At 60.4% G+C, this 25806-nt stretch carries 23 protein-coding genes and 1 tRNA gene; 18 read left to right on the forward strand and 6 right to left on the reverse strand.

All coding sequences use genetic code 11. From position 1 onward, the window contains the following. The first annotated feature begins 61 nt into the window (after nucleotides 1-61). The 3 genes from CXQ82_RS28425 (at nucleotide 62) to CXQ82_RS28435 (ending at nucleotide 4188) form a co-directional block, all read left to right on the forward strand. Nucleotides 62-1333 (forward strand): YeaH/YhbH family protein, encoded by a 1272-nt coding sequence (locus CXQ82_RS28425; protein ID WP_017138057.1) that lies wholly within the window; start codon nucleotides 62-64, stop codon nucleotides 1331-1333. Continuing rightward, nucleotides 1330-2895, forward strand: a complete 1566-nt coding sequence (locus tag CXQ82_RS28430) for a SpoVR family protein (protein ID WP_101273264.1) — start codon at nucleotides 1330-1332, stop codon at nucleotides 2893-2895. The genes CXQ82_RS28425 and CXQ82_RS28430 overlap by 4 nt, the downstream gene beginning before the upstream one ends. A 63-nt stretch (nucleotides 2896-2958) precedes the next feature. Next, nucleotides 2959-4188, forward strand: coding sequence for a multifunctional CCA addition/repair protein (locus tag CXQ82_RS28435; RefSeq protein WP_101273265.1), 1230 nt, complete (start codon nucleotides 2959-2961; stop codon nucleotides 4186-4188). Between the two features lie 157 nt (nucleotides 4189-4345). On the opposite strand, the gene folK is transcribed toward CXQ82_RS28435, so the two are convergent. After that, complete coding sequence (gene folK / locus CXQ82_RS28440) at nucleotides 4346-4864, reverse strand: 2-amino-4-hydroxy-6-hydroxymethyldihydropteridine diphosphokinase (protein ID WP_101273266.1); 519 nt, start codon at nucleotides 4862-4864, stop codon at nucleotides 4346-4348. Beyond that, a complete protein-coding gene (gene folB / locus CXQ82_RS28445; protein WP_101273267.1) occupies nucleotides 4855-5208 on the reverse strand; it encodes a dihydroneopterin aldolase in 354 nt (117 codons plus the stop codon). The genes folK and folB overlap by 10 nt, the downstream gene beginning before the upstream one ends. Nucleotides 5209-5280: 72 nt before the next feature. Between folB and plsY the strand changes: the two genes are divergently transcribed. Next, entirely contained in the window at nucleotides 5281-5850 is a 570-nt protein-coding gene (gene plsY, locus CXQ82_RS28450; protein WP_065925396.1) for a glycerol-3-phosphate 1-O-acyltransferase PlsY, read from the forward strand. A 32-nt stretch (nucleotides 5851-5882) separates the two neighbouring features. Here plsY and tsaD read toward each other — a convergent pair whose 3' ends face one another. Further along, nucleotides 5883-6908, reverse strand: coding sequence for a tRNA (adenosine(37)-N6)-threonylcarbamoyltransferase complex transferase subunit TsaD (tsaD, locus tag CXQ82_RS28455; RefSeq protein ID WP_101273268.1), 1026 nt, complete (start codon nucleotides 6906-6908; stop codon nucleotides 5883-5885). 203 nt (nucleotides 6909-7111) lie between these two features. Between tsaD and rpsU the strand changes: the two genes are divergently transcribed. The 14 genes from rpsU (at nucleotide 7112) to pqqE (ending at nucleotide 24609) form a co-directional block, all read left to right on the forward strand. Further along, nucleotides 7112-7327: a 30S ribosomal protein S21 gene (gene rpsU / locus CXQ82_RS28460; RefSeq protein ID WP_002551877.1), complete on the forward strand. Its 216-nt coding sequence runs from the start codon at nucleotides 7112-7114 to the stop codon at nucleotides 7325-7327. A 436-nt stretch (nucleotides 7328-7763) separates the two neighbouring features. Further along, nucleotides 7764-9734 carry a DNA primase gene (dnaG, locus tag CXQ82_RS28465; RefSeq protein WP_101273269.1) on the forward strand — a complete coding sequence of 657 codons (1971 nt, stop codon included), beginning with the start codon at nucleotides 7764-7766 and terminating at the stop codon, nucleotides 9732-9734. 67 nt (nucleotides 9735-9801) lie between these two features. Continuing rightward, nucleotides 9802-11652 carry an RNA polymerase sigma factor RpoD gene (gene rpoD, locus CXQ82_RS28470; protein ID WP_101273270.1) on the forward strand — a complete coding sequence of 617 codons (1851 nt, stop codon included), beginning with the start codon at nucleotides 9802-9804 and terminating at the stop codon, nucleotides 11650-11652. A gap of 135 nt (nucleotides 11653-11787) precedes the next feature. After that, a complete protein-coding gene (locus CXQ82_RS28475) occupies nucleotides 11788-15531 on the forward strand; it encodes an EAL domain-containing protein (RefSeq protein ID WP_101273271.1) in 3744 nt (1247 codons plus the stop codon). 15 nt (nucleotides 15532-15546) lie between these two features. After that, a tRNA-Ile gene (locus tag CXQ82_RS28480) sits at nucleotides 15547-15623 on the forward strand. An 87-nt stretch (nucleotides 15624-15710) separates the two neighbouring features. Then, nucleotides 15711-16157, forward strand: coding sequence for an Lrp/AsnC family transcriptional regulator (locus CXQ82_RS28485; protein ID WP_101273272.1), 447 nt, complete (start codon nucleotides 15711-15713; stop codon nucleotides 16155-16157). Between the two features lie 146 nt (nucleotides 16158-16303). Then, nucleotides 16304-18007: an NAD(P)/FAD-dependent oxidoreductase gene (locus tag CXQ82_RS28490; RefSeq protein ID WP_101273273.1), complete on the forward strand. Its 1704-nt coding sequence runs from the start codon at nucleotides 16304-16306 to the stop codon at nucleotides 18005-18007. Between the two features lie 10 nt (nucleotides 18008-18017). Then, entirely contained in the window at nucleotides 18018-18815 is a 798-nt protein-coding gene (locus CXQ82_RS28495; RefSeq protein ID WP_101273274.1) for a carbon-nitrogen hydrolase family protein, read from the forward strand. 48 nt (nucleotides 18816-18863) lie between these two features. After that, nucleotides 18864-21233 carry a pyrroloquinoline quinone biosynthesis protein PqqF gene (gene pqqF / locus CXQ82_RS28500; protein ID WP_101273275.1) on the forward strand — a complete coding sequence of 790 codons (2370 nt, stop codon included), beginning with the start codon at nucleotides 18864-18866 and terminating at the stop codon, nucleotides 21231-21233. A gap of 159 nt (nucleotides 21234-21392) precedes the next feature. Continuing rightward, nucleotides 21393-21467, forward strand: coding sequence for a pyrroloquinoline quinone precursor peptide PqqA (gene pqqA, locus CXQ82_RS28505; protein WP_003194766.1), 75 nt, complete (start codon nucleotides 21393-21395; stop codon nucleotides 21465-21467). Between the two features lie 71 nt (nucleotides 21468-21538). Beyond that, on the forward strand, nucleotides 21539-22450 hold the full coding sequence (pqqB, locus tag CXQ82_RS28510; protein WP_101273276.1) for a pyrroloquinoline quinone biosynthesis protein PqqB: 912 nt from the start codon (nucleotides 21539-21541) through the stop codon (nucleotides 22448-22450). An 11-nt stretch (nucleotides 22451-22461) separates the two neighbouring features. Next, nucleotides 22462-23214 (forward strand): pyrroloquinoline-quinone synthase PqqC, encoded by a 753-nt coding sequence (gene pqqC / locus CXQ82_RS28515; protein ID WP_101273277.1) that lies wholly within the window; start codon nucleotides 22462-22464, stop codon nucleotides 23212-23214. After that, nucleotides 23211-23486 (forward strand): pyrroloquinoline quinone biosynthesis peptide chaperone PqqD, encoded by a 276-nt coding sequence (gene pqqD, locus CXQ82_RS28520; RefSeq protein ID WP_101273278.1) that lies wholly within the window; start codon nucleotides 23211-23213, stop codon nucleotides 23484-23486. The genes pqqC and pqqD overlap by 4 nt, the downstream gene beginning before the upstream one ends. Next, a complete protein-coding gene (gene pqqE, locus CXQ82_RS28525; protein ID WP_101273279.1) occupies nucleotides 23428-24609 on the forward strand; it encodes a pyrroloquinoline quinone biosynthesis protein PqqE in 1182 nt (393 codons plus the stop codon). The genes pqqD and pqqE overlap by 59 nt, the downstream gene beginning before the upstream one ends. A gap of 64 nt (nucleotides 24610-24673) precedes the next feature. Here the strand turns inward: pqqE and CXQ82_RS28530 are convergent, their stop codons facing one another. The 3 genes from CXQ82_RS28530 to CXQ82_RS28540 form a co-directional block, all read right to left on the reverse strand. Beyond that, nucleotides 24674-24832, reverse strand: a complete 159-nt coding sequence (locus CXQ82_RS28530) for a YqaE/Pmp3 family membrane protein (RefSeq protein ID WP_010207008.1) — start codon at nucleotides 24830-24832, stop codon at nucleotides 24674-24676. A gap of 94 nt (nucleotides 24833-24926) precedes the next feature. Next, a complete protein-coding gene (locus tag CXQ82_RS28535; RefSeq protein ID WP_101273280.1) occupies nucleotides 24927-25247 on the reverse strand; it encodes a DNA-binding transcriptional regulator in 321 nt (106 codons plus the stop codon). After that, complete coding sequence (locus tag CXQ82_RS28540; RefSeq protein ID WP_101273281.1) at nucleotides 25240-25596, reverse strand: type II toxin-antitoxin system RelE/ParE family toxin; 357 nt, start codon at nucleotides 25594-25596, stop codon at nucleotides 25240-25242. The genes CXQ82_RS28535 and CXQ82_RS28540 overlap by 8 nt, the downstream gene beginning before the upstream one ends. Nucleotides 25597-25806: the final 210 nt, after the last annotated feature.

A 25806-nucleotide genomic window follows, 5' to 3' on the forward strand; every position in this document is an offset into this window, starting at 1 on the left:
TCTCTAAGCTTCCAGCTCGCGGCTTGAAGCTTGTAACGTGAAGCTGCCCGGAGGGCTCCCCATGAGCTATGTGATCGACCGACGCCTCAATGGCAAGAACAAGAGCACGGTAAACCGCCAGCGTTTCCTGCGGCGTTACCGTGACCACATCAAAAAGGCCGTTGAAGAGGCCGTCAGCCGCCGCTCCATCACCGACATGGAGCATGGCGAGCAAATCAGCATTCCCGGACGCGACATCGACGAACCGGTGCTGCACCATGGCCGGGGCGGCAAACAGACCGTCGTGCACCCGGGCAATAAGGAATTCACCACCGGCGAACATATCCAGCGCCCCCAAGGCGGTGGCGGCGGCAAAGGCCCGGGCAAGGCCGGCAACTCCGGCGAGGGCATGGATGAGTTCGTGTTCCAGATTACCCAGGAAGAATTCCTCGAATTCATGTTCGAAGACCTGGAGCTGCCCAACCTGGTCAAACGCAACCTGACCGGTACCGACACCTTCAAGACCGTGCGCGCCGGGATCAGCAACGAGGGCAACCCGTCCCGCATCAATATCATCCGCACCCTGCGCTCGGCCCACGCGCGACGTATTGCCCTGTCGGGCAGCAGCCGCGCAAAACTGAAAGAAGCCAAGGAAGAGTTGGCGCGCTTAAAGCGTGAAGAGCCGGACAACTTCGGCGATATCCAGCAAATCGAGGCAGAAATAGAAAAACTTAGCGCGCGTATTCACCGCGTGCCGTTCCTCGACACCTTCGACTTGAAATACAACCTGCTGGTGAAGCAACCCAACCCCAGCTCCAAGGCCGTGATGTTCTGCCTGATGGACGTGTCCGGCTCGATGACCCAAGCCACCAAGGACATTGCCAAACGCTTCTTTATCCTGCTGTACCTGTTCCTGAAGCGGAACTACGACAAGATCGACGTAGTGTTCATCCGCCATCACACCAGCGCCCGGGAAGTCGACGAAGAAGAGTTCTTCTATTCGCGGGAAACCGGCGGCACCATCGTGTCCAGCGCGTTGAAGCTGATGCAGGAGATCATGGCCGAACGCTACCCGGCCAACGAGTGGAACATCTACGCGGCCCAGGCCTCCGACGGCGATAACTGGAACGACGACTCGCCAATCTGCCGCGACATTTTGATCAACCAGATCATGCCGTTCGTGCAGTACTACACCTACGTCGAAATCACCCCCCGTGAGCACCAGGCCCTGTGGTTCGAATACGAGCGCATCGGCGAAGCCTTTGCCGACACATTCGCCCAGCAGCAACTGGTCTCGGCCGGCGATATCTACCCGGTCTTCCGTGAACTCTTCCAGCGCAGGTTAGTGACATGACCGCCAAAAAAGAGAATAAACGCCAACCCATTTCAACAGGCTCCGAATGGACCTTTGAACTGATCCAGGCTTATGACCGGGAAATCAGCCGCATTGCGGCGGGTTATGCCCTGGACACCTACCCCAACCAGATCGAAGTGATCACCGCCGAGCAGATGATGGACGCCTACGCGTCCGTCGGGATGCCCTTGGGTTATCACCATTGGTCCTACGGCAAACACTTCCTCAGCACCGAGAAGTCCTACACCCGTGGCCAGATGGGCTTGGCCTACGAAATCGTGATCAACTCCGACCCGTGCATCGCCTACCTGATGGAAGAAAACACCATCTGCATGCAGGCACTGGTGGTGGCCCATGCCTGCTACGGGCATAACAGCTTCTTCAAGGGCAATTACCTGTTCCGTACCTGGACCGATGCCAGCTCGATCATCGATTACCTGGTGTTCGCCAAGCAGTACATCATGCAGTGCGAGGAGCGCCACGGTATCGATGCGGTCGAGGACTTGCTCGACTCCTGCCATGCACTGATGAACTACGGGGTTGACCGGTACAAGCGCCCGTATCCGATTTCCGCCGAGGAAGAACGCCTGCGCCAGAAGGAGCGCGAGGAGCACTTGCAGAAACAGATCAACGACCTGTGGCGTACCATCCCGAAGAAAACCGGCAAAAACAGTGACAAGGACAATGCGCGCTTCCCCGCCGAACCCCAGGAAAACATCCTGTATTTCCTGGAAAAACACGCGCCGCTGCTGGAGCCATGGCAACGGGAAATCGTGCGCATCGTGCGCAAGATCGCCCAGTACTTTTACCCACAGCGCCAGACCCAGGTGATGAACGAAGGCTGGGCGACGTTCTGGCACTACACCTTGATGAACGACCTGTACGACGAAGGCCTGGTCACCGATGGCTTCATGATGGAGTTCCTCACGTCGCACACCAGCGTGGTGTTCCAACCGGGTTTCGACAGCCCCTACTACAGCGGCATAAACCCCTATGCACTGGGCTTTGCCATGTACCGCGACATCCGGCGCATGTGCGAACACCCCACTGAGGAAGACCGTCGCTGGTTCCCGGAAATCGCCGGCAGCGATTGGCTGTCGACGATCAAGTTCGCCATGAGCAGCTTCAAGGATGAGAGCTTCATCCTGCAGTACCTGTCACCCCAGGTGATTCGTGACCTCAAGCTGTTCAGCATCCTCGACGACGACCTCAAGGACGATTTGCTGGTACCGGCCATCCACGACGAACCTGGCTACCGCACCATCCGCGAAACCCTGGCCGCGCAGTACAACCTGGGCAACCGTGAGCCTAACGTGCAGATCTACAGCATCGACGTGCGCGGTGATCGCTCGCTGACCTTGCGCCACCAGCAGCACGACCGCAAACCCTTGGGCGAATCCACCGAGGAAGTGCTCAAGCACCTGCACCGGCTATGGGGCTTCGACATCCACCTGGAGACCCTGCAGGGCGATCAGGTAATGAAAACCCACCATGTACCGCCACGCAGCGACCACAACGACAACGACTACGGGCGCCTGGACCTGGCCGTCGTACATCTCTGAAACAGCAAAGCCTCCATTGGCCAGGCACAGGCGGTATCCTGTGGCGCTAATGGAGGCTTTTTCATGAAAATCTACAAAGTCGGCGGGGCCGTGCGTGACCGCCTGCTGGGCATTGAAGTCACCGATATCGACCGCGTCGTTGTCGGCGCAACGGCTGAAGAGATGCTAGCCAACGGCTACAAACCGGTAGGCTCTGACTTCCCGGTGTTCCTCGACCCAAAAAATGGCGACGAATACGCCCTGGCCCGCACCGAGCGCAAGAGCGGCCGCGGCTACGGCGGCTTTGTGTTTCACGCCAGCCCCGACGTCACCCTGGAAGAAGACCTGATCCGTCGGGACCTGACCATCAACGCGATGGCGCAAGATGATGACGGCAACCTGACCGATCCTTATTACGGCCGGCGCGACCTTGAAGCCCGCATCTTGCGCCACGTTTCCCCCGCGTTCGCCGAAGATCCCCTGCGCGTCCTGCGCGTTGCGCGTTTTGCCGCGCGTTATGCACCCTTGGGTTTCACCGTAGCCGCCGAGACGCTGGAATTGATGCGCCAGCTCAGCGAATCCGGCGAGCTGGAGGCCCTCACCCCGGAGCGCAGCTGGAAAGAAATTTCCCGCGCCCTGATGGAAGATCAGCCTCAGGTGTTTATCCAGGTACTGCGCGACTGCGACGCGCTGAAAACCCTGATGCCTGAAGTGAACGCGCTGTTCGGCGTGCCGCAACCGGCAGCCCACCACCCCGAGATCGACACCGGCGTGCACACCTTGAGCGTGCTGGAACAGGCCGCCCTGCACAAACAACCGCTGACTGTGCGCTGGGCGTGCCTGCTGCATGACCTGGGCAAGGGCCTGACACCTGTGGATAAGTTGCCACAGCATATTGCCCATGAGCACCGGGGCTTGACGCTGATCAAAGCGGTGAATGAACGCTTCAAGGTGCCCAGGGATTGTCAGGAATTGGCGCTGCTGGTCGGCGAATATCACACCCATGGCCATCGCGCGCTGGAGCTTAAGGCCTCGACGCTGCTGGAGTTGCTGCAGAGCTTTGACGTGTACCGTCGGCCACAGCGCTTTGAAGAATTTGTGGTGAGTTGTGAGATGGACGCCCGGGGCCGTAAAGGGCTGGAACAGAGAAGTTATCCACAAGCGGATTATTTACGCGGCGCAGCGAAAGCAGCGCGCGAAGTGGCGGTGGCGCCATTGCTGGAAAAGGGCTTCAAAGGCCCCGAGCTGGGCGAAGCGCTCAAGCGCGAACGGCTCAAGGCACTGAAGGCCTACAAAGAACAACACAGCCTGTAGACGCCAACCTTTGCCGATTCAGTTAAATGCAAAACCTGTGGGAGCGGGCTTGCTCGCGAAGACGTCGGCCCAGCAAACATTGATGCTGGCTGACTAACCGCTTTCGCGGGCAAGCCCGCTCCCACAGTTGATCCGGTCAAGCCAGGAGCATCGGCGGCTACAGGAGATCCGTCGGCGTCAGTTGCCGGCCCTGCCATTCAAACCCGACAGGCGCCAGCACTTGATCGATCTGCGCATCGCGCCATAACTCGGCCAGGGTCTTGCCCACCTCTGGATGCACGCGATCGGGCGCCATCATCGACAGCGGCCACAGCACAAACGCGTTTTTCAGGATCTCTGCACGCGGCAGGACCAACCCATCAAAGTTGCCGACCAAATCGCCATACAACAGCACGTCGATATCCAACGGCAGGCCCTTGCGGTCCGGCGCGTAACGGCCATTGTCAGCCTCGATGAACTTGAGCCGGCGATCCAGCTCCATCAACGGCAGGTCGGTGTACCCCGACACCACCAGATTGAAGAACGGCCCGCTTTTGATGCCCACCGGCTGGCTTTCGAATACCGCCGAACAGCGCATGTCGGTCAAAAAGCCCGCCAGCGCGTCGAGGCCCGCGTGCAAATGGGCTTCGCGGTCGATATTGCTGCCAAGGCCAAGGTAAACCTGAGTTAGCGACATCCGCGCTCGATCTCCACGCCCACGCCCTTGGCGGCCGGCACGGCCCCCGGCTTGGTCAGCTTGAGGTGCAGCCAGGGAATCTGGAACTCACCCATCAACACTTCAGCCAGGCGCTCGGCGAAGGTTTCCACCAGCTGGTATTGGGATTGCTCGGCGAAGGCCTGGATACGTGTGGATACGCTGGCGTAATCCAGCGCCAGGGTCAGGTCGTCACCGGCGGCGGCCGGGCGGTTGTCCCAGGCGAAGCTCAGGTCCAGGCGCAGGCATTGCTTGATGCCGCGCTCCCAGTCGTAGGCCCCGATTACGGTGTCGACTTCCAGGCCTTCGATAAACACTCTGTCCAAGCTCTTCTCCGCAGCACGACAAGGGCGCGATGCCCCGTTAGAATCAGGGCGTCCTCGCCCGGAATAGTTAGCATGTTTTGGTCACTGGCGATTCTCGCCTACCTGCTCGGCTCGCTGTCCTTCGCCATTTTGCTCAGCCGCCTGACGGGAAACCCCGACCCGCGAATGAGTGGCTCAGGCAATGCCGGCGCCACCAATATGTTGCGCCTGGCCGGCAAGAAACTTGCCGTGCTGACGCTGCTCGGCGACGTCTGCAAGGGCCTGTTGCCCGTGCTGATCGCCAGCCTCGCCGGCCTTACCCTGCAACAACAGGCCTGGGTAGGCGTGTGCGCCGTCCTGGGCCATCTGTTTCCACTGTACTTCCGCTTTCGCGGTGGCAAAGGTGTCGCCACGGCGGCCGGCATGCTGCTGGGGATCTACCCTCCCGCCGCCCTGCTGGCCGTGCTCGCCTGGCTGCTGACGTTCTACCTGACGCGTACCAGCTCACTGGCCGCGCTGATCGCCACACCGCTCACCCTGCCGCTGCTGGCCTGGCAGGAACCGGCGGCGCTGCTGCCGATGAGCGTGCTGACACTGCTGATCGTGTGGCGCCACCGGGGCAATTTACGCGACCTGTTTGCCGGGCGCGAACGGCATTTTTAAATACGTTCGATGCGCCCGGCGCAGGCCATGCCTCACAACGGCGACAACTGCTCCATCGGCCAGCGCGCCTGCACGCTGATCGCCAGGCTTTCATGCTGCCCGGCCTGCAAGCGCTGGCAACCGGCATAAGCGATCATCGCGCCATTGTCGGTGCAGAACTCGGGGCGCGCGTAGAACACATCGCCCTTCATGTCGCCGAGCATTTTCTCCAACGAAACACGCAACGCCTTGTTGGCGCTGACGCCGCCAGCGATCACCAGCCGCTGCATGCCAGCCTGCTTCAGGGCGCGCTTGCACTTGATGGTCAAAGTCTCCACCACGGCCTGCTGGAACGCCAGCGCGATGTCGCAACGGGCTTGCTCACTGTCGTCCCCGGCGCTGACGCTCTGCTGCCAGGTGTTCAACGCGGAGGTTTTCAAACCGCTGAAGCTGAACATCAGGCCCGGGCGGTCGCACATCGGGCGCGGGAAGGTGTAGCGGCCCGGCACGCCTTTTTCGGCAAGGCGCGCGATTTCCGGGCCACCCGGATAATTGAGCCCCATCATCTTCGCCGTCTTGTCGAATGCTTCGCCGGCAGCGTCGTCCAGAGATTCGCCCAACAGCGTGTATTGGCCGATCCCGTCGACCTGAACCAGCTGCGTATGACCGCCCGAAACCAACAAAGCGACGAACGGGAACTGCGGCGGTGTTTTTTCCAGCATGGGCGCCAATAAATGGCCTTCCATATGGTGCACACCCAGGGCCGGAATGCCCCAGGCAAAAGCCAGCGCCTGGGCGCAAGAGGCCCCAACCAGAAGGGCTCCAACCAATCCGGGGCCGGCAGTGTAGGCAATGGCGTCGATCTCGGTCGGCACACAGCCGGCCTCGTCCAACACCTGGCGAATCAACGGCAGCATGCGCTTGACGTGATCACGGCTGGCCAGCTCCGGCACCACACCGCCATAGGCACGGTGAAGGTCGATCTGACTGAACAGTGCATCGGCCAAAAGCCCGCGTTCACTGTCGTAAAGTGCGACTCCGGTTTCGTCGCAGGAGGTTTCAAGTCCCAGTACTAGCATGGGTTTGCGCCTTGTAGAGGCTGAATTCGAAGGCGCGCATAATAGTCGTCACTCCCCCTCCCGACTAGCGGTTTTCGATCAGAGGCTTTGCATTCCGGGCAATGAGGGGTTAACATCCGCAACCCTTAAAAACCGACGACCTCAGCCGCGAATTTTTTGCGACGAGAACGTTGATTCCCGGTAATGAAAGAAGGTAGCTCTGGATGCCAGCCGTCAAAGTAAAAGAGAACGAACCCTTCGACGTAGCTCTGCGTCGTTTCAAGCGCTCCTGCGAAAAAGCCGGTGTTCTGGCTGAAGTTCGTAGCCGCGAATTTTATGAGAAGCCAACTTCTGAGCGTAAGCGTAAAGCAGCAGCCGCTGTTAAGCGTCACGCCAAGAAAGTTCAGCGCGAACAGCGCCGCGCCGTTCGTCTGTACTAATACACAGACGTTCGTAGCAAGCTTCTGCCAAGCCCGGCCCTCAGCCGGGCTGTTGGCATTTGCGGATATCGCTTGATGCTTCAAATCGTCGACGCCGCACACGCGACCGAGACAACTGCTTCACACGTCAGGACTGGCTCTTCTGCCAGCGGTGCACGTCTCTTCTGACGAGCCTAACAAGGCTACTGACGAGCACACTAATTCTGTAAACAGACGACCAACGGTCGACTGTGCCCATCGAGGCGTTCCCGAGGCCAGCCATTGGTCAACACCGGGCGCCTGGGCAACATTTCCATGCCGAAGACTGATAGAAATTAACGTCAGCGAATGTTCGGCAGATACACTCCCCATGCAGACGCTGGATGTTCGAGCACTCGATACGTGCGCTTGAACACCTCACGGGCCCTCATTTACACGCAGTGATGACGAGAACGCCATGGCCGGGCTGATTCCCCAGAGCTTTATTGACGACCTTCTGAACCGCACCGACATCGTCGATGTCGTCAGCTCGCGCGTGCAACTGAAGAAAGCCGGCAAGAATTACACGGCCTGCTGCCCGTTTCACAAAGAGAAAACCCCGTCATTCAGCGTCAGCCCCGACAAGCAGTTCTATTACTGCTTCGGCTGCGGCGCCGGCGGCAACGCCCTCGGCTTCCTCATGGACCACGACAACCTGGACTTCCCCCAGGCCATCGAGGACCTGGCCAAAGCCGCCGGCATGGAAATACCCCGCGAGGAAAGTGGCCGCCCGCACAAACCGCGCCAGCCCACCGATTCGCCGCTGTACCCCCTGCTGACGGCCGCTGCCGACTTTTATCGTCAGGCGCTTAAAAGCCATCCGCAGCGCAAGGCCGCTGTCGACTACCTCAAGGGGCGCGGCCTCACCGGTGAAATCGCCCGCGACTTCGGCCTCGGTTTCGCCCCGCCCGGCTGGGACAATCTCTACAAACACTTGAGCAGCGACACCCTCCAGCAAAAAGCCATGATCGATGCCGGCCTGCTGGTGGAAAACGCCGAGACCGGCAAGCGCTATGACCGCTTCCGCGACCGTGTGATGTTCCCGATCCGCGACAGCCGTGGCCGCATCATCGCGTTCGGTGGCCGCGTACTGGGGGACGACAAGCCCAAGTACCTGAACTCCCCGGAAACTGCGGTATTCCACAAGGGCCAGGAACTGTACGGCCTGTTCGAGGCCCGCAAGAACAACCGCAACCTCGATGAGATCATCGTGGTTGAAGGCTATATGGACGTGATCGCCCTGGCCCAGCAAGGCTTGCGCAACGCGGTGGCTACCCTCGGCACCGCCACCAGCGAGGAGCACCTGAAACGCCTGTTCCGCGTCGTGCCCAGCGTACTATTCTGCTTCGACGGCGACCAAGCCGGCCGCAACGCCGCCTGGCGCGCGCTCGAAGCCACGCTGTCGAGCCTGCAGGACGGGCGCCGTGCGCGCTTCCTGTTCCTGCCCGAAGGCGAAGACCCGGACACCTTGGTGCGCTCCGAAGGCACCGACGCGTTCCGCGCACGCATCAACCAACATGCGCAGCCGCTGGCGGATTATTTCTTCCAGCAACTGACCGAAGAAGCCGACCCGCGCTCCCTCGAAGGCAAGGCCCACATGGCCACCCTCGCCGCGCCGCTGATCGACAAAGTGCCTGGCGCCAACCTGCGTACCCTGATGCGCCAGCGCCTGCTGGAAATCACCGGTCTGAGCGGCGAAGCCGTCAGCCAGCTGGTGCACAGCGCGCCGCAGGATGCGCCGCCGGCCTACGATCCGGGCATGGATTACGACGCCATGCCGGACTACTCCGACTTCCACCAGCCGCAGGACGCCTACGCGCCGCAGCAGGATTGGACACCGAAGAAACCCGGTGCCGGCGGCAAGAAATGGGACAAGAAACCCTGGAGCAAGAACGGCAAGCGTGGCGATCGCGATGAGGCCTACGCCCCGCGCACGCCGGTTGCCGTAGAAGCACCGACACTGATTGCCCTGCGCACACTCATCCATCACCCGCAATTGGCGGAGAGGGTTGAAAGTGCCGATCATTTTGCCAACGAGAGCAACACCTACGCTCAGGTGCTGATTGCCCTGATCGAAGCCGTGCAGAAAAATCCTAAGCTAAACTCTATTCAGCTGATGGCTCGTTGGCATGGCACCGAACAAGGCCGTTTATTGAAAGCACTTGCGGAAAAGGAGTGGCTAATTGACGGCGATAACCTTGAACAACAGTTTTTAGACACCATTACTAGGTTATCCGCGGGTCAGCACACGCAGACCCTCGATGAACTCATCAAGAGAGCGAGGCAGCCGGGATTATCGGCTGAAGAGCAAATTCAGATAGCAAAACAGATGCGCGACCTCTTAAAACAGAATGTTTCCGCATCAAACCCGACCTCAGCTGGCGTGTGAGGTCATAGCTCGGGTATAATCCTCGGCTTGTTTTTTGCCCGCCAAGACCTTCAGTGGATAGGGTGTTATGTCCGGAAAAGCGCAACAGCAGTCTCGTATCAAAGAGTTGATCACCCTTGGTCGTGAGCAGAAGTATCTGACTTACGCAGAGGTCAACGACCACCTGCCTGAGGATATTTCAGATCCAGAGCAGGTGGAAGACATCATCCGCATGATTAATGACATGGGGATCCCCGTACACGAGAGTGCTCCGGATGCGGACGCCCTTATGTTGGCCGACGCCGATACCGACGAGGCAGCCGCTGAAGAAGCCGCTGCCGCGTTGGCCGCGGTGGAGACCGACATCGGTCGCACGACTGACCCTGTGCGCATGTATATGCGTGAAATGGGTACCGTCGAGTTGCTGACACGTGAAGGCGAAATCGAAATCGCCAAGCGTATCGAAGAGGGTATCCGTGAAGTGATGGGCGCAATTGCGCACTTCCCTGGCACGGTTGACCACATTCTCTCCGAATACACTCGTGTCACCACCGAAGGTGGCCGCCTGTCCGACGTCCTGAGCGGTTATATCGACCCGGACGACGGCATTGCGCCGCCAGCTGCCGAAGTACCGCCGCCTGTCGATGCGAAAGCCGCGAAAGCCGACGACGATTCCGAAGACGACGATGCTGAAGCCAGCGGCGACGACGAAGATGAAGTCGAAAGCGGTCCAGACCCAATCATCGCTGCCCAGCGTTTCGGTGCGGTTTCCGATCAAATGGAAATCACCCGCAAGGCCCTGAAAAAGCACGGTCGCTCCAACAAGCAGGCAATCGCCGAGCTGTTGGCGTTGGCTGAGCTGTTCATGCCGATCAAGCTGGTACCGAAGCAATTCGAAGGCCTGGTTGAGCGTGTTCGCAGCGCCCTTGAGCGTCTGCGTGCACAAGAGCGTGCCATCATGCAGCTGTGTGTGCGTGATGCGCGCATGCCGCGTGCCGACTTCCTGCGCCAGTTCCCGGGCAACGAAGTAGACGAAAGCTGGACCGACGCACTGGCAAAAGGCAAGGCGAAGTACGCCGAAGCCATTGGCCGCCTGCAGCCCGATATCATCCGTTGCCAGCAGAAGCTGACCGCGCTTGAAACCGAGACCGGCCTGACGATCGCCGAGATCAAGGACATCAACCGTCGCATGTCGATCGGTGAGGCTAAAGCCCGCCGCGCGAAGAAAGAGATGGTTGAAGCGAACTTGCGTCTGGTGATCTCCATCGCCAAGAAGTACACCAACCGTGGCCTGCAATTCCTCGACTTGATCCAGGAAGGCAACATCGGCTTGATGAAGGCTGTGGACAAGTTCGAATACCGTCGCGGCTACAAGTTCTCGACTTATGCCACCTGGTGGATCCGTCAGGCGATCACTCGCTCGATCGCCGACCAGGCCCGCACCATCCGTATTCCGGTGCACATGATCGAGACGATCAACAAGCTCAACCGTATTTCCCGGCAGATGTTGCAGGAAATGGGTCGCGAACCGACCCCGGAAGAGCTGGGCGAACGCATGGAAATGCCTGAGGATAAAATCCGCAAGGTATTGAAGATCGCTAAAGAGCCGATCTCCATGGAAACCCCGATCGGTGATGACGAAGACTCCCATCTGGGTGACTTCATCGAAGACTCGACCATGCAGTCGCCAATCGATGTCGCCACCGTTGAGAGCCTTAAAGAAGCGACTCGCGACGTACTGTCCGGCCTCACTGCCCGTGAAGCCAAGGTACTGCGCATGCGTTTCGGCATCGACATGAATACCGACCACACCCTTGAGGAAGTCGGTAAGCAGTTTGACGTGACCCGTGAGCGGATCCGTCAGATCGAAGCCAAGGCGCTGCGCAAGTTGCGCCACCCGACGCGAAGCGAGCATCTACGCTCCTTCCTCGACGAGTGATACCAGAACCCCCGGCCCAGGCCGGGGGTTTTGTTTTGTATAGATTTCTTTCTATAGATTAACTGCCCGCGCACCTCCCCTCCCCGCAATGCCCGTCTACACTCGAACCATTCCCCGTGCCATAACGAGACCGTTATGCCCAGATTGCCGACCGTGTTACTGCTGTCGCTGCTGACCTGGACCGCAACGGCTGGCGCGTTGACTCTTACCGATGATGAGCGTAGCTGGCTGGCGGACCATCAGGAGCTGAGCCTTGGGGTGGATGCCTCCTGGCCACCTTTTGAATACCGTGATGAAAATGGCCACTACCAGGGCTTGTCGGCGGATTACGTACGCCTGATCCAGGACCGCCTGGGCGTCAGGGTCAAGCTGATCGAACCGCCGAACTGGGGCGCCGTGCTGGACATGGCACGCAGCAACCAGCTCGACCTGATCCCGAGCATCATGTCGACCCCGGAACGCCAGAATTACCTGGCCTTCACCCGGCCTTATATCGACTTCCCAATGGTGATTCTGGCCCACGAAGGCGGCGCGCGGCCGCGTAATCTCAAGGACCTGTACGGGTTGAAGATTGCCGTGGTGGAAAACTACGCACCCCATGAGCTGCTGCGCACCCACCACCCAGACCTCAACCTGGTGGCTCTGCCCAACGTCAGTTCCACGCTGCAAGCCCTGGCCACCGGTGAGGTGGATGCCGTGGTCAGCGACCTGGCATCCAGCGTCTGGAGCCTGCGCGAACTCAAGCTCGACGGCTTGTATGTCAGTGGCGAAACCCCCTACCGCTATCAATTGGCGATGGGCGTGCCGCGCGACGACAAGATGCTGGTCGGTATCCTCGACAAAGTCCTGGCCGACCTCAGCCCGGAAGAAACCAACGCCATCCAGCAACACTGGGTGGGCAACTTCACCGATAGCCGCACCTTCTGGAAAGACCTGCTGATGTACGGTCTGCCCGCCGTGCTGTTGCTGAGCACCGTATTGGCCATCGTGATTCGCATCAACCGCCGGCTCAGCTCGGAGATTTCCCGCCGCGTCGCCCTCGAACAAGAATTGCGCAGCAGCGAATACCACTACCGCGGCCTAGTAGAGAGCCTGTCCGCCATCGCCTGGGAAGCCAGCGTCACCGACTTCACTTACAGCTACGTGTCGCCCCACGCCGAGGACTTGCTCGGCTACCCGCGCGCCCATTGGCTGATTCCGGGCTTCTGGCGCAATATCATCCACCCCGCCGACCTGATCCGCGCCGAGGCGTATTGCTACCGCGAAACCCGCGCCAACCGCGATCACAGCATTGATTACCGGGTGATCACCGCCGACGGTCGCTGTTTGTGGGTGCGTGACATTGTCAGCCTGATCGAACACGGCCATGAACCGGTCCTGCGCGGCCTGATGATCGATATCAGCGAAGCCAAGCGCACCGAGGAGGCGCTGCAGCTGTCCGAGCAGAAGTTTGCCTCGGTGTTCCAGCAATGCCCGGACATCCTGGTGATCGCGCGCCTTTGCGATGGCTGCCTGCTGGAGGTCAACAAGGCGTTTGAGGACCAGATCGGCCTCTCGGCCGAACAGGTCGTGGGTAAAACCGCCACCGCGCTGAATATCTGGGGCATCGACGGCGTCGGCCCCGACCTGTTGCAGCGGGTACAGACCACCAGCATTCGCAACCTGGAAATGCCGTTCCGACGCAGCAACGGCCAAGCCTTTACCGGGCTGATTTCCGCCGAGCCGTTCCAGCTCGATACGGTCGAAGCCATCGTGGTCGTGGTGCGCGACATCACCCAGCTCAAAGAAACCCAGCAACAGCTGCAAACCTCCGAAGAGAAATTCGCCAAGGCCTTCCATGCCTCCCCCGACGGCCTGCTATTGAGCCGCCAGCGTGACGGCCTGCTGATTGAAGTGAACGACGGTTTCAGTCGCATCACCGGCTACACAGCCGCCACTTCCCTCGACCAATCGACCCTGGACCTCGGCATCTGGGTTGATCTCAACGAACGTCAACACATGCTGGATCTGATGCGCCGCGACGGCTTTGTGCGTGATTTTGTCTGCCATATCCGCCGCGCCGACGGCCTGATACGCCTCTGCGAGCTGTCCAGCCGCCCGCTGCCTATCGGCGAAGAAGACTGCATGCTGACCATCGCCCGCGACATCACCGAACGCCAGCTGATGCAGGAAAAACTGCAGCAGGCCGCCACCGTGTTCGAGAGTACCGCCGAGGGCGTGCTGATCACCGACACCCGGCAGAACATCAGCGCCGTCAACCGCGCCTTCAGCGAAATCACCGGCTACAGCGAAGCCGAAGCCCTGGGGCACACACCGCGCCTGCTCGCCTCCGGCCTGCATGACAGCGCGTTCTATGCAGCGATGTGGCACCAGTTAACGGCCCAAGGGCATTGGCAGGGCGAAATTTCCAACCGGCGCAAGAACGGCGAGCTGTACCCCAGCTGGTTGACCATCAGCGCCGTGCGCAACCGCGACCAGTTGATCACCCATTTTGTCGCGGTGTTTGCCGACATCTCCAGCCTCAAGCTGGCCCAGGCGCGCCTCGACTACCAGGCGCACCACGACCCACTGACCGGCCTGCCCAACCGCACCCTGTTCGAAAGCCGGTTGCAGGCCGCGCTCAACGGCCATCAAGAAACCGGCAAGCAAGGTGCCGTGTTGTTTCTGGACCTGGACCGCTTCAAACATATCAACGACAGCCTCGGCCACCCCATCGGCGACTTGCTGCTCAAAGACATCGCCGTGCGCCTCAAGGAACAACTGCGCGACATCGACACCGTTGCGCGCCTGGGCGGCGACGAATTCATCATCCTGCTACCCGGCCTGCAACACGCCACCGATGCCGAGCACCTGGCGAATAAACTGCTGGCCTGCTTCACCCCGCCGTTCCAGGCTGGCGAACACGAGTTTTTTATCAGCGCCAGCATCGGCACCAGCTTGTACCCACAGGACGGTACGGACGTCGCCACCCTGGTCAAAAACGCCGACGCGGCAATGTATCGCTCCAAGGCCAAGGGCCGTAACCGCGTCGAAAGCTACACCCAAGACCTCACCGCCCAGGCCAACGAACGCGTAGCGCTGGAACACGAACTGCGCCGCGCCATCGAGCGCGATGAGCTGACCCTGTATTACCAACCCAAGCTGAGCCTGGCGACACATGAGCTGATTGGCGCCGAAGCGCTGATCCGCTGGCGCCACCCGACGTTTGGCGACGTGCCCCCCGAACACTTCATTGCCCTGGCCGAAGAGAACGGCATGATCCTGCAGATTGGCGACTGGGTGCTGGAACAGGCCTGCCGACAAATGCACGCCTGGCAAACCACCTTCAATGACTTCGGCCCGCTGTCGGTCAACCTGGCCGGCGCGCAACTGCGCCACCCTGGTTTGCTGGGGCGCATCGAACAGCTCCTGCACGACAACCGCCTGGACCCCGGCTACCTGCAACTGGAGATCACCGAAAACTTCATCATGAGCCAGGCCGAAGAAGCCCTGGAGGTGCTGCACCAACTCAAGCACCTGGGCGTACAGCTGGCGATTGACGACTTCGGCACCGGTTATTCCTCCCTCAGCTACCTCAAACGCCTGCCGCTGGACTTCCTCAAGATCGACCAATCCTTCGTCCGCGGCCTCCCCGACGACCCCCACGACGCCGCGATCGTGCGCGCCATCATCGCCCTGGGCCACAGCATGCAATTCACCATCATCGCCGAAGGCGTAGAGAACCCCGCACAGCAAGCCTTCCTGGCCGCCGAAGGCTGCGAACAGATGCAAGGCTACATCGTCAGCCTGCCACTTCCGCCGGCGCTTTTTGCGGCAACATTTCTTCGCACAAGCATTGAGGATTTTTCGGATGGCACAGCGGGGAAACCATCGCTATAATCCGCGACCTGTTAAGGGCCTATAGCTCAGTTGGTCAGAGCAGAGGACTCATAATCCTTTGGTCCACGGTTCAAGTCCGTGTGGGCCCACCAATTCAAAAGCCGCGCATTGCGCGGCTTTTGTGTGTCTGGAAGTCTGTAACATACCCCTCCACCGCCGCCCGCACTGGAGCTTCGCCCTTGCCCGCCCTAGACGAAATCGACCGCCAACTCATCGCTGCCCTGCAGATCAACGCCCGCGAAAGCGTGGCCATGCTTGCCCGGCAGTTGGGTATCGCGCGCACGACGGTCACCTCGCGCCTGGCGCGGTTGGAGAAAACCCAGGTGATCACCGGTTACGGCGTGCGCTTGGGCCAGCGCGTGGTCGATGGCGGGTTGCAGGCGTACGTGGGCATCACCGTGCAACCACGCTCGGGCAAAGAGGTGCTGCGCAGGCTGAGTGCCATGGCTCAGGTGCAACAGTTGTGTGCAGTGAGCGGCGAGTTCGATTACGTGGCGTGGCTGCGTACGGATTCGCCGGAGCAGCTGGATCAGTTGCTGGATCAGATCGGCAGCGTCGATGGTGTGGAAAAAACCACTACATCAATCATCCTCAGTAACAAATTGGATCGCGGGCAACCAATCTGACTGACCGCTTCGTCATATTGACTAAAAACAATTCAATTCGACGACACATTGCGTCTTATTAACGAGCGCAACGCTCCCTAAACTGGCTGCCATCTTTTCCTATACTCAGTGGGTCACTTCCCGCCGAGTCGTCAGTAAGGTCAGCCATGAGCATTCCGTCCAGCACCCTCAGCAAGACCAATCGCCATCCGGCAGACGGCAAGAAACCCATCACTGTCTTCGGCCCGGATTTCCCGTTTGCCTTTGATGACTGGATCGAGCACCCCGCTGGCCTGGGCAGTATCCCCGCGGCCAACCATGGTGCTGAAGTGGCGATCGTCGGCGCCGGGATTGCTGGCCTGGTGGCCGCCTACGAGCTGATGAAGCTGGGCCTCAAACCGGTGGTGTATGAAGCCTCGAAGATGGGCGGGCGCTTGCGGTCCCAGGCCTTTGAAGGCGCCGAGGGCATCATCGCCGAGCTGGGCGGCATGCGCTTCCCGGTGTCGTCCACGGCGTTCTATCACTACGTGGACAAACTGGGCCTGGAAACCAAGCCCTTCCCCAACCCGCTGACCCCGGCGTCCGGCAGCACGGTGATCGACCTCGAAGGCCAGACCCACTACGCACAAAAACTCTCCGACTTGCCGGTGCTGTTCCAGGAAGTCGCCGACGCCTGGGCCGACGCGCTGGAGGCCGGTTCGCAGTTCGGCGATATCCAGCAAGCCATCCGCGACCGCGACGTACCGCGCCTCAAGGAGCTGTGGAATAAGCTGGTGCCCTTGTGGGATGACCGCACTTTCTACGACTTTGTCGCCACCTCCAAGGCCTTCGCCAAGCTCTCGTTCCTGCACCGTGAAGTGTTTGGCCAGGTGGGTTTCGGTACCGGCGGCTGGGACTCGGACTTCCCCAACTCGATGCTGGAAATCTTCCGCGTGGTGATGACCAACTGTGACGACCACCAGCATCTGGTGGTCGGCGGCGTAGCCCAGGTGCCCATGGGCATCTGGCGCCATGTGCCGGAGCGTTGCGCTCACTGGCCGGCGGGGACCAGCCTGAGCTCGTTGCACCGCGGTGCGCCACGCGCCGGGGTCAAGGCTATTGCCCACGCGGCCGATGGCCGTTTCGCCGTCACCGACAACTATGGCGACACCCGCGAATACGCCGCCGTGCTCACCACCTGCCAAAGCTGGCTGCTGACCACCCAGATCGAGTGCGACGAAACACTGTTCTCGCAAAAGATGTGGATGGCCCTGGACCGTACGCGCTACATGCAATCGTCGAAAACCTTCGTGATGGTCGACCGCCCGTTCTGGAAAGATAAAGACCCGGAAACCGGCCGCGACCTGATGAGCATGACCCTCACCGACCGCCTGACCCGTGGCACTTATCTGTTCGATAACGGCGACGACAAGCCGGGCGTGATCTGCCTGTCGTATTCGTGGATGAGCGACGCGCTGAAAATGCTCCCGCAGCCCATCGACAAACGCGTGAAGCTGGCCCTCGACGCGCTGAAAAAGATCTACCCGAAAGTCGACATCAAGGCACGCATCATCGGCGACCCGATCACCGTGTCGTGGGAAGCCGACCCGCACTTCCTCGGCGCCTTCAAGGGCGCGCTGCCTGGGCACTATCGCTACAACCAGCGTATGTATGCGCACTTTATGCAGAAGGACATGCCCGCCGAACAACGTGGGATTTTTATCGCCGGCGATGACGTGTCCTGGACCCCTGCGTGGGTGGAAGGCGCGGTGCAAACCTCGCTGAATGCGGTGTGGGGCATCATGACCCACTTCGGTGGCAGCACTCACCCCGAGAACCCGGGGCCGGGTGATGTATTTGACGAAATTGGCCCGATCGCCCTGGCCGATTAAGGAGTTACCCATGCGCGTCGCCTTGTACCAATGCCCGCCGCTGCCGCTGGATGTGGCCGGCAACCTCAAGCGTCTGCACCAACTGGCGCACGAGGCGTCAGGCTCCGCCGACGTGCTGGTGCTGCCGGAGATGTTCCTCAGCGGCTACAACATCGGCGCCGAGGCGGTGGGCGCCCTGGCCGAGGCGCAGGATGGGGAGTCGGCGCAGGCAATTGCCGAGCTGGCAAAAAGCGCCGGCCTGGCGATTCTGTATGGTTACCCGGAGCGCGCTGAAGACGGCCAGATCTACAACGCCGTGCAGTTGATTGACGCCCAGGGCCAGCCCCTGTGCAACTACCGCAAGACCCATCTGTTTGGGGACCTGGACCACTTGATGTTCAGTGCCGGGGGCGATGATTTCCCGCTGGTAGAACTCAATGGCTGGAAACTCGGATTGCTGATCTGCTACGACTTGGAGTTCCCGGAAAACACCCGGCGCCTGGCCTTGGCCGGTGCCGAGCTGATTCTGGTGCCTACGGCCAATATGGTGCCGTTCGACTTTGTCGCCGACTTGACCGTGCGTGCGCGGGCGTTTGAGAACCAGTGCTACGTCGCCTACGCCAATTATTGTGGCCACGAAGGCGAGATCCAGTACTGCGGGCAAAGCAGCATCGCCGCGCCGAACGGCCAGCGCATCGCCCAGGCCGGCCTGGATGAAGCCTTGATCGTCGGTACGCTGGAGCGCCAATCGATCCTCGATGCCCGCGCGGCCAACCACTACCTGGAAGACCGGCGCCCCGAGCTGTACGGGATGCTGCACAAGCCCTGATCCAGCCGGTTTGCTAACATGGCCGCTTCCTACGTTTCGGAAGTGCCCATGCCTGCGCCGGCCCACCCTCATCACCTTCATCTCACCCTGGCCAATGGCCTGCGAGTGTCTCTACGCCATGCGCCGCGGTTGAAACGCAGTGCAGCGGTGTTGCGCGTGGCTGCTGGCAGCCATGATGTACCGCTGGCCTGGCCGGGCCTGGCGCATTTTCTTGAGCATCTACTGTTTTTGCGCACCGAGCGCTTTCCTACGGGCGACGGGCTAATGGCCTACGTGCAACGCCACGGCGGCCAAGTGAATGCCAGCACCGGTGAGCGCACCACAGAGTTCTTCTTTGAGCTGCCCGTGCCGACGTTTACCGATGGGCTGGAGCGGCTGGCAGACATGCTGACCCATCCGCGCCTGACGCTGGAAGATCAACTGCGCGAGCGCGAAGTATTGCAGGCGGAGTTTGTCGCCTGGTCCCAGGATGCCAAGGCGCAACAGCACGTCGCCTTGTTGGAAGGGTTGGCGGCCGATCATCCACTGCGCGGTTTTCATGCCGGTAATCGCGACAGCTTGGCGGTGGAGCGTGAGGATTTTCAGCAAGCGTTGCAGGATTTCCATACGCGCTTTTATCAAAGCGGGCAGATGACCTTGAGCCTCACCGGTCCGCAGCCACTGGAAGCACTGGAAGCCCTGGCGCAGCACTTCAGCGAAGCACTGGCCTCAGGCCCTTACCGTCCACAAGCTGCCCCACCGCCCCTGATGCTTGCCCCTGCGCAGCGCTATCAACACAGCGCCAATAACCACCTGCACCAAGTCATCAGCTGTGAAGCACCCCGCAACGCATTGGAATTCCTTTGCACCTGGCTCAACAGCTCCGCGCCGGGCGGGCTGCTGGCAGCACTGAAAACGCAGAAGCTCGCCACTGCCGTGCAGGCAAACGTGCTGTATCACTTTGCCGGACAATCGCTGCTGGATATCGATTTTTCCCTCGACGCCCAAGGTGATTCGGCGACACAGATCGAAGCGTTGCTGCACGACTGGTTGAGCTTTTTCGCACATAGCGATTGGACTCCTCTGCGCGAAGAGTTCGCCTTGCTGCACGCTCGCCAGCAGCAGGTCCAGGGCGCTTTGGCCTTGGCTCGAAACGACACCGAAGACCTCTCCGAACAAGCTGTCATCGCCCTCAAGGCCACGCTGGATGCGCTGCAACTGCCACCCTCCCAGCACGCGTGGCAGCTGCCCTCGCCCAACCCGTTCCTGCGCCCACCCGCCAAGGAAGAACGCGCCGGCCTGATTCGCGGCCAAACCAGCGCCCATCGCGGTTTGCGCACGTTTGCCCAGGATCGCTCACGGGGCCGCCGGGAGCTGCCCGCGCTGACCTTCAGCCAGGCCTTGGCGGATGACACCGACGAAGGCGCGCTGTCCCTGCAATGGCGCTTTGATGCTGCCGCACCCGCCGGGCTGGACAGCCAATTGCAGCCGTTGCGCGAGCAGGCCCATCAGGCCGGGGTCGAATTGTCTTTCGAGGCAACCGGCAACGACCGCCTGGTGAAAATGCTCGGGCTGCAAGAACCCATGCCGATGGTGCTGGAAGCGCTGGCGCTCAGCTTGAATCAAGTGCACGCGGCGCCCCTCACCCAGACACCGATGATCGCCATCCGAGAACTGCTCAAGGCCTTGCCCACCTGCTGCGCCGGGGTTATTGCCGACTCCGGCGACACACCAGCAGCGTGGGCCACTGCACGCTGGCAAGGGCTGGGGGTCGGTTTCTCCCCTGCGATTGAAGCCGCGATCAAAACCGCCGCCGCACGTCTGCCTGGGCAACCCGCCAGCCTTCAGCCCGAATGCCCAAGCCTTGGCGGGCAACGTCTCTGGCACACGCTGAAGACAGGCTCCAGCGAAGCCGCCTTACTGCTGTTCTGCCCGACGCCGAGCCAATCCCTGGCGGATGAAGGCGCCTGGCGACTGCTCGGGCATGTGCTCCAAGGGCCGTTCTACCAACGCCTGCGCGTCGAGTTGCAATTGGGCTACGCGGTGTTCAGCGGCGTCCGACAAATCCACGGGCAAACCGGCCTGTTGCTTGGCGTGCAATCGCCTGATATCTCCCTGGAAGGGATCATCGATCACCTGCAAACCTTCCTGAAGCAACTGCCAGCGCTGATCGACGGCAGCGAAGAGTTGGGCAACCAGGCCCTCGCGCAACAGTTCGCAACACACGCCTTACCCATCGCCCAAGCCGCCGAGCTGCTGTGGCAGGCGCACCTGGCAGGCCATCCGTCGGATTACCTGGTGCAGCTGCAACAAGCTATCCAGGCCTGTACGCGGGATAAGGTGCAGCACGCAGCGCAACAGTTGAACGACGCCACAGGTGGCTGGCGCTGCCTCGCCAACGGCCCGCGCATCAACGATTCCTGGCAGGCGGCAGGCTGATCATTGCCGCCCCTGCAAAAGGCTTTTTCCATCAAGACAGCGCTAACTTGAAAAGAATTGCGTAACATTCCCACGCACACCTCTGAACATCTCCGACTGGAGGTGGACTATATGTATTACTTGGTAGTGAACGTCCCATCCCTTGGTAGGAGTAAGAATATGACCTGGTCCAAACCTGCTTACACTGATCTGCGCATTGGTTTCGAAGTCACCATGTACTTCGCCAGCCGTTAATCCGCTGGGTAATACAACGCCTCGGTTCGCCCGGGGCGTTTTTGTTTTGAGCTTTGCTTGATGGAGCGGCCATGTTTGTCCAGATTCTAGGTTCCGCCGCCGGCGGTGGTTTCCCGCAGTGGAACTGCAACTGCGTGAACTGCACGGGTTTTCGTGACGGCAGCCTGCGGGCGCAGGCACGTACGCAATCGTCCATCGCGATTTCCGACGACGGCGTGAATTGGGTGCTGTGCAATGCCTCGCCGGATATCCGCGCGCAACTCCAAGGCTTCGCACCGATGCAACCCGGGCGCGCCCTGCGTGACACTGGCATCAGCGCGATCATCCTGATGGACAGCCAGATCGACCACACCACCGGCCTGCTGAGCCTGCGCGAGGGCTGCCCGCACCAGGTGTGGTGCACCGACATGGTCCACGAGGACTTGAGCACCGGCTTCCCGCTGTTCACCATGCTCACCCACTGGAACGGTGGCCTGGCCTGGAACCGCATCGAGCTGGACGCCAGCTTCAGCATCCCGGCCTGCCCCAACCTGCGCTTCACCCCGCTGCCCCTGCGCAGCGCGGCGCCGCCCTACTCGCCACACCGCTTCGACCCGCACCCGGGCGACAACATCGGCCTGATCGTCGAAGACCTGCGCACCGGCGGCAAACTGTTCTACGCCCCCGGCCTGGGCAAGGTCGACGCGCCGTTGCTGGAGATCATGGCCGGCAGCGACTGCCTGCTGGTGGACGGCACGATGTGGGATGACGATGAAATGCAGCGCCGTGGCGTCGGCACCCGCACCGGCCGCGAAATGGGCCACCTGGCGCAGAACGGCCCCGGCGGCATGCTCGAAGTGCTGGAACAGTTGCCCGAGCAACGCAAGGTGCTTATCCACATCAACAACACCAACCCGATCCTCGATGAAGACTCTCCCGAGCGAGCGGAGCTGGTGCGGCGCAATGTCGAAGTAGCTTACGACGGCATGAGCATTGAACTGTAGGAGCTACCGACATGACTGACACGCCATTCACCACTGCCGAATTCGAAGCCGCGTTGCGCGCCAAGGGCGCCTTCTACCATATCCATCACCCATATCACGTGGCGATGTACGAAGGCCGCGCCAGCCGCGAGCAGATCCAGGGCTGGGTCGCCAACCGCTTCTACTATCAGGTGAACATCCCGCTGAAAGACGCCGCGATCCTGGCCAACTGCCCGGACCGCGAAATCCGCCGCGAGTGGATCCAGCGCCTGCTCGACCACGATGGCGCGCCCGGTGAAGACGGCGGCATCGAAGCCTGGCTGCGCCTGGGCCAGGCGGTCGGCCTCGACCCGGACCAACTGCGCTCCCAGGAACTGGTGCTGCCCGGCGTGCGTTTTGCGGTGGACGCCTACGTCAACTTCGCCCGTCGCGCCAGCTGGCAGGAAGCCGCCAGCAGTTCGCTGACCGAGCTGTTCGCGCCGCAGATCCACCAGTCGCGCCTCGACAGCTGGCCGCAGCATTACCCCTGGATCGACCCGGCCGGCTACGAATATTTCCGTACGCGCCTGGGCCAGGCTCGCCGCGATGTGGAACATGGGCTGGCAATCACGCTGCAGCACTACACCACCCGTGAGGGCCAGGAGCGCATGCTGGAAATCCTGCAGTTCAAACTCGACATCCTGTGGAGCATGCTGGATGCCATGAGCATGGCCTACGAACTCAAGCGCCCGCCGTATCACAGCGTGACCGACCAGCGGGTGTGGCATAAGGGGATCACCCTATGAGCTTTGATCGCAGCAGAACACCGACCTGGCGCCCGGGCTATCGCTACCAGTACGAGCCCGCGCAAAAAGGCCATGTGTTGCTCTACCCCGAGGGCATGATCAAGCTCAATGACAGCGCCGCGCTGATCGGCGGCTTGATCGACGGCGAGCGTGACGTGGCGGCCATCATCGCCGAGCTGGATAAGCAATTCCCAGGCGTGCCTGAGCTGGGTGATGACATCGAGCAATTCATGGAGGTCGCCCGTGCTGAGCACTGGATCACCCTTGCCTGAAAAGCCGGCCATTGGCCTGCCGCTGTGGCTGCTGGCCGAGCTGACCTACCGCTGCCCGTTGCAGTGCCCGTACTGCTCCAACCCGCTAGATTTTGCCGAGCAGGGCAAGGAGCTGAGTACCGAACAGTGGATCAAGGTATTTCGCGAAGCCCGCGAAATGGGTGCCGCGCAGTTGGGGTTTTCCGGCGGTGAGCCACTGGTGCGTCAGGACCTCGCGGCGCTGATCGCCGAGGCGCGTAAATTGGGCTTCTATACCAACCTGATCACCTCTGGCATCGGCCTGACCGAGCAGAAGATCAGCGACTTCAAGAAGGCCGGCCTGGACCATATCCAGATCAGCTTCCAAGCCAGCGACGAGCAGGTGAACAACCTGTTGGCCGGCTCGAAAAAAGCCTTCGCACAAAAGTTGGAAATGGCCCGCGCAGTTAAAGCCCATGGCTACCCGATGGTGCTGAACTTCGTCACCCATCGGCACAATATCGACAAGATCGACCGCATCATCGAGCTGTGCATCGCGTTGGAGGCAGACTTTGTCGAACTCGCCACCTGCCAGTTCTACGGCTGGGCGCAGCTCAATCGTGTGGGGTTGTTGCCGACCAAAGAACAGTTGGTACGTGCCGAACGCATCACCAACGAATACAGGGCCAAGCTCGAAGCCGAAGGCCACCCGTGCAAGCTGATATTCGTCACACCGGATTACTATGAGGAACGCCCAAAAGCCTGCATGAACGGCTGGGGCAGCATCTTTCTTACAGTGACACCGGATGGTACAGCCCTACCCTGCCACGGCGCCCGACAGATGCCGGTGCAATTTCCGAATGTGCGTGACCACAGCATGCAGCACATCTGGTACGACTCGTTCGGCTTCAACCGTTTTCGCGGCTACGACTGGATGCCCGAGCCGTGCCGTTCCTGCGACGAAAAAGAAAAGGACTTCGGCGGCTGCCGCTGCCAGGCCTTCATGCTCACGGGGGATGCGAGCAATGCCGACCCGGTGTGCAGCAAGTCCGAGCAGCACGGCATCATTCTTCAAGCACGGGAAGAAGCCGAGCACGCCACCCAGACCATCGAACAACTGGCCTTTCGCAATGAGCGCAACTCACGGCTCATCGCAAAAGGCTGAAGGGCATACGCTGAACAAGGTCTGAAATGTGAGAGGGGGCTTGCCCCCTCCCACATTGACGGCCTCAGCGCTTGGCGATGATGTACACCGCATGGATGATGCCGGGGAAATAACCGCACAGGGTCAGCAGAATATTCAGCCAGAACGCGCCGGCAAAACCCACTTGCAGGAACACACCCAGTGGCGGCAGCAAAATGGCGATGATGATACGAATGATATCCATGGGTCAGCTCCAAAAAATCGGCTCGTGTGAGCCGTGTAGCTAATCGACCTTGGCCGTTCGTGAGGGTTCAGTGGAATCTGGCACTGGGCCATCCTCAGGCGAGAATCTCCAAGCCGTGCTTTTGCACGATGCTCAGCAACTTGAGGGCCATGCCGCTGGGTTGTTTTTCACCGGACTCCCATTTCTTCACCGTGGAGGCGCTGGTGTTCAGGTAACGGGCAAATACAGGCTGGCTGACATGACTGTTTTCGCGCAGTTGCTTGATCTGTTCGGCCGGAATCTGCTCCGGGACGGCAGATAAGCATGCTTCGTCGTATTCACGGAGGGTGGTTTTGTTGATGGCGCCAATTGAATAAAGTGCTAAGGCGGATTGATGAATGGACTCAAACGCCTCACTTTTATATTTCTTAGTCATGATCTATCTCCACAAACTCCCTGAGATCCAACATCTGCTGAATCTGTGCTTCGTTGAAATGTTCATAAGTCTTAGCCAGCGACCGGAACCAAGTGAGCTCGCTATGACTGATACTGCTTTGATCCTTCTTGGCAAACAAAAGCTGATAAACCCAAAAATGCCTGCCCTTGGCCAAGACAATAGCGCGATGACGATTTTGATTCAGACGCTTCTTCCAAACCCCGCCGCCCAAACTGTCAGCTTGTCCTCTCAGCATTTCGCTAAATGCCTCGCTCAACTCCGAATCACAAATCCAAGCCTTACTGGCCGCATGAGCAAAATTGCGGGTTTTGAACAACCTTAACCTCATGGATATCCCTTCCCATAAAACATACCACCCAGTGGTACAGATTAGAAATGGCGCGCAAAAAAGTTCTTCACACCCTTTCGGCAGTCCTTGCCGACGCTCGCTAAAAAGCCATTGTTTTCACAGACGATCAATCAACCTTTTCAATCCAAAAATTACACGGACAAAAAAACGCCCCCAGCCAAAAGAATCAGGCTGGAGGCGCCGCGTATG

Source organism: Pseudomonas sp. S09G 359 (assembly GCF_002843605.1).
Classification (GTDB): Bacteria; Pseudomonadota; Gammaproteobacteria; order Pseudomonadales; family Pseudomonadaceae; genus Aquipseudomonas.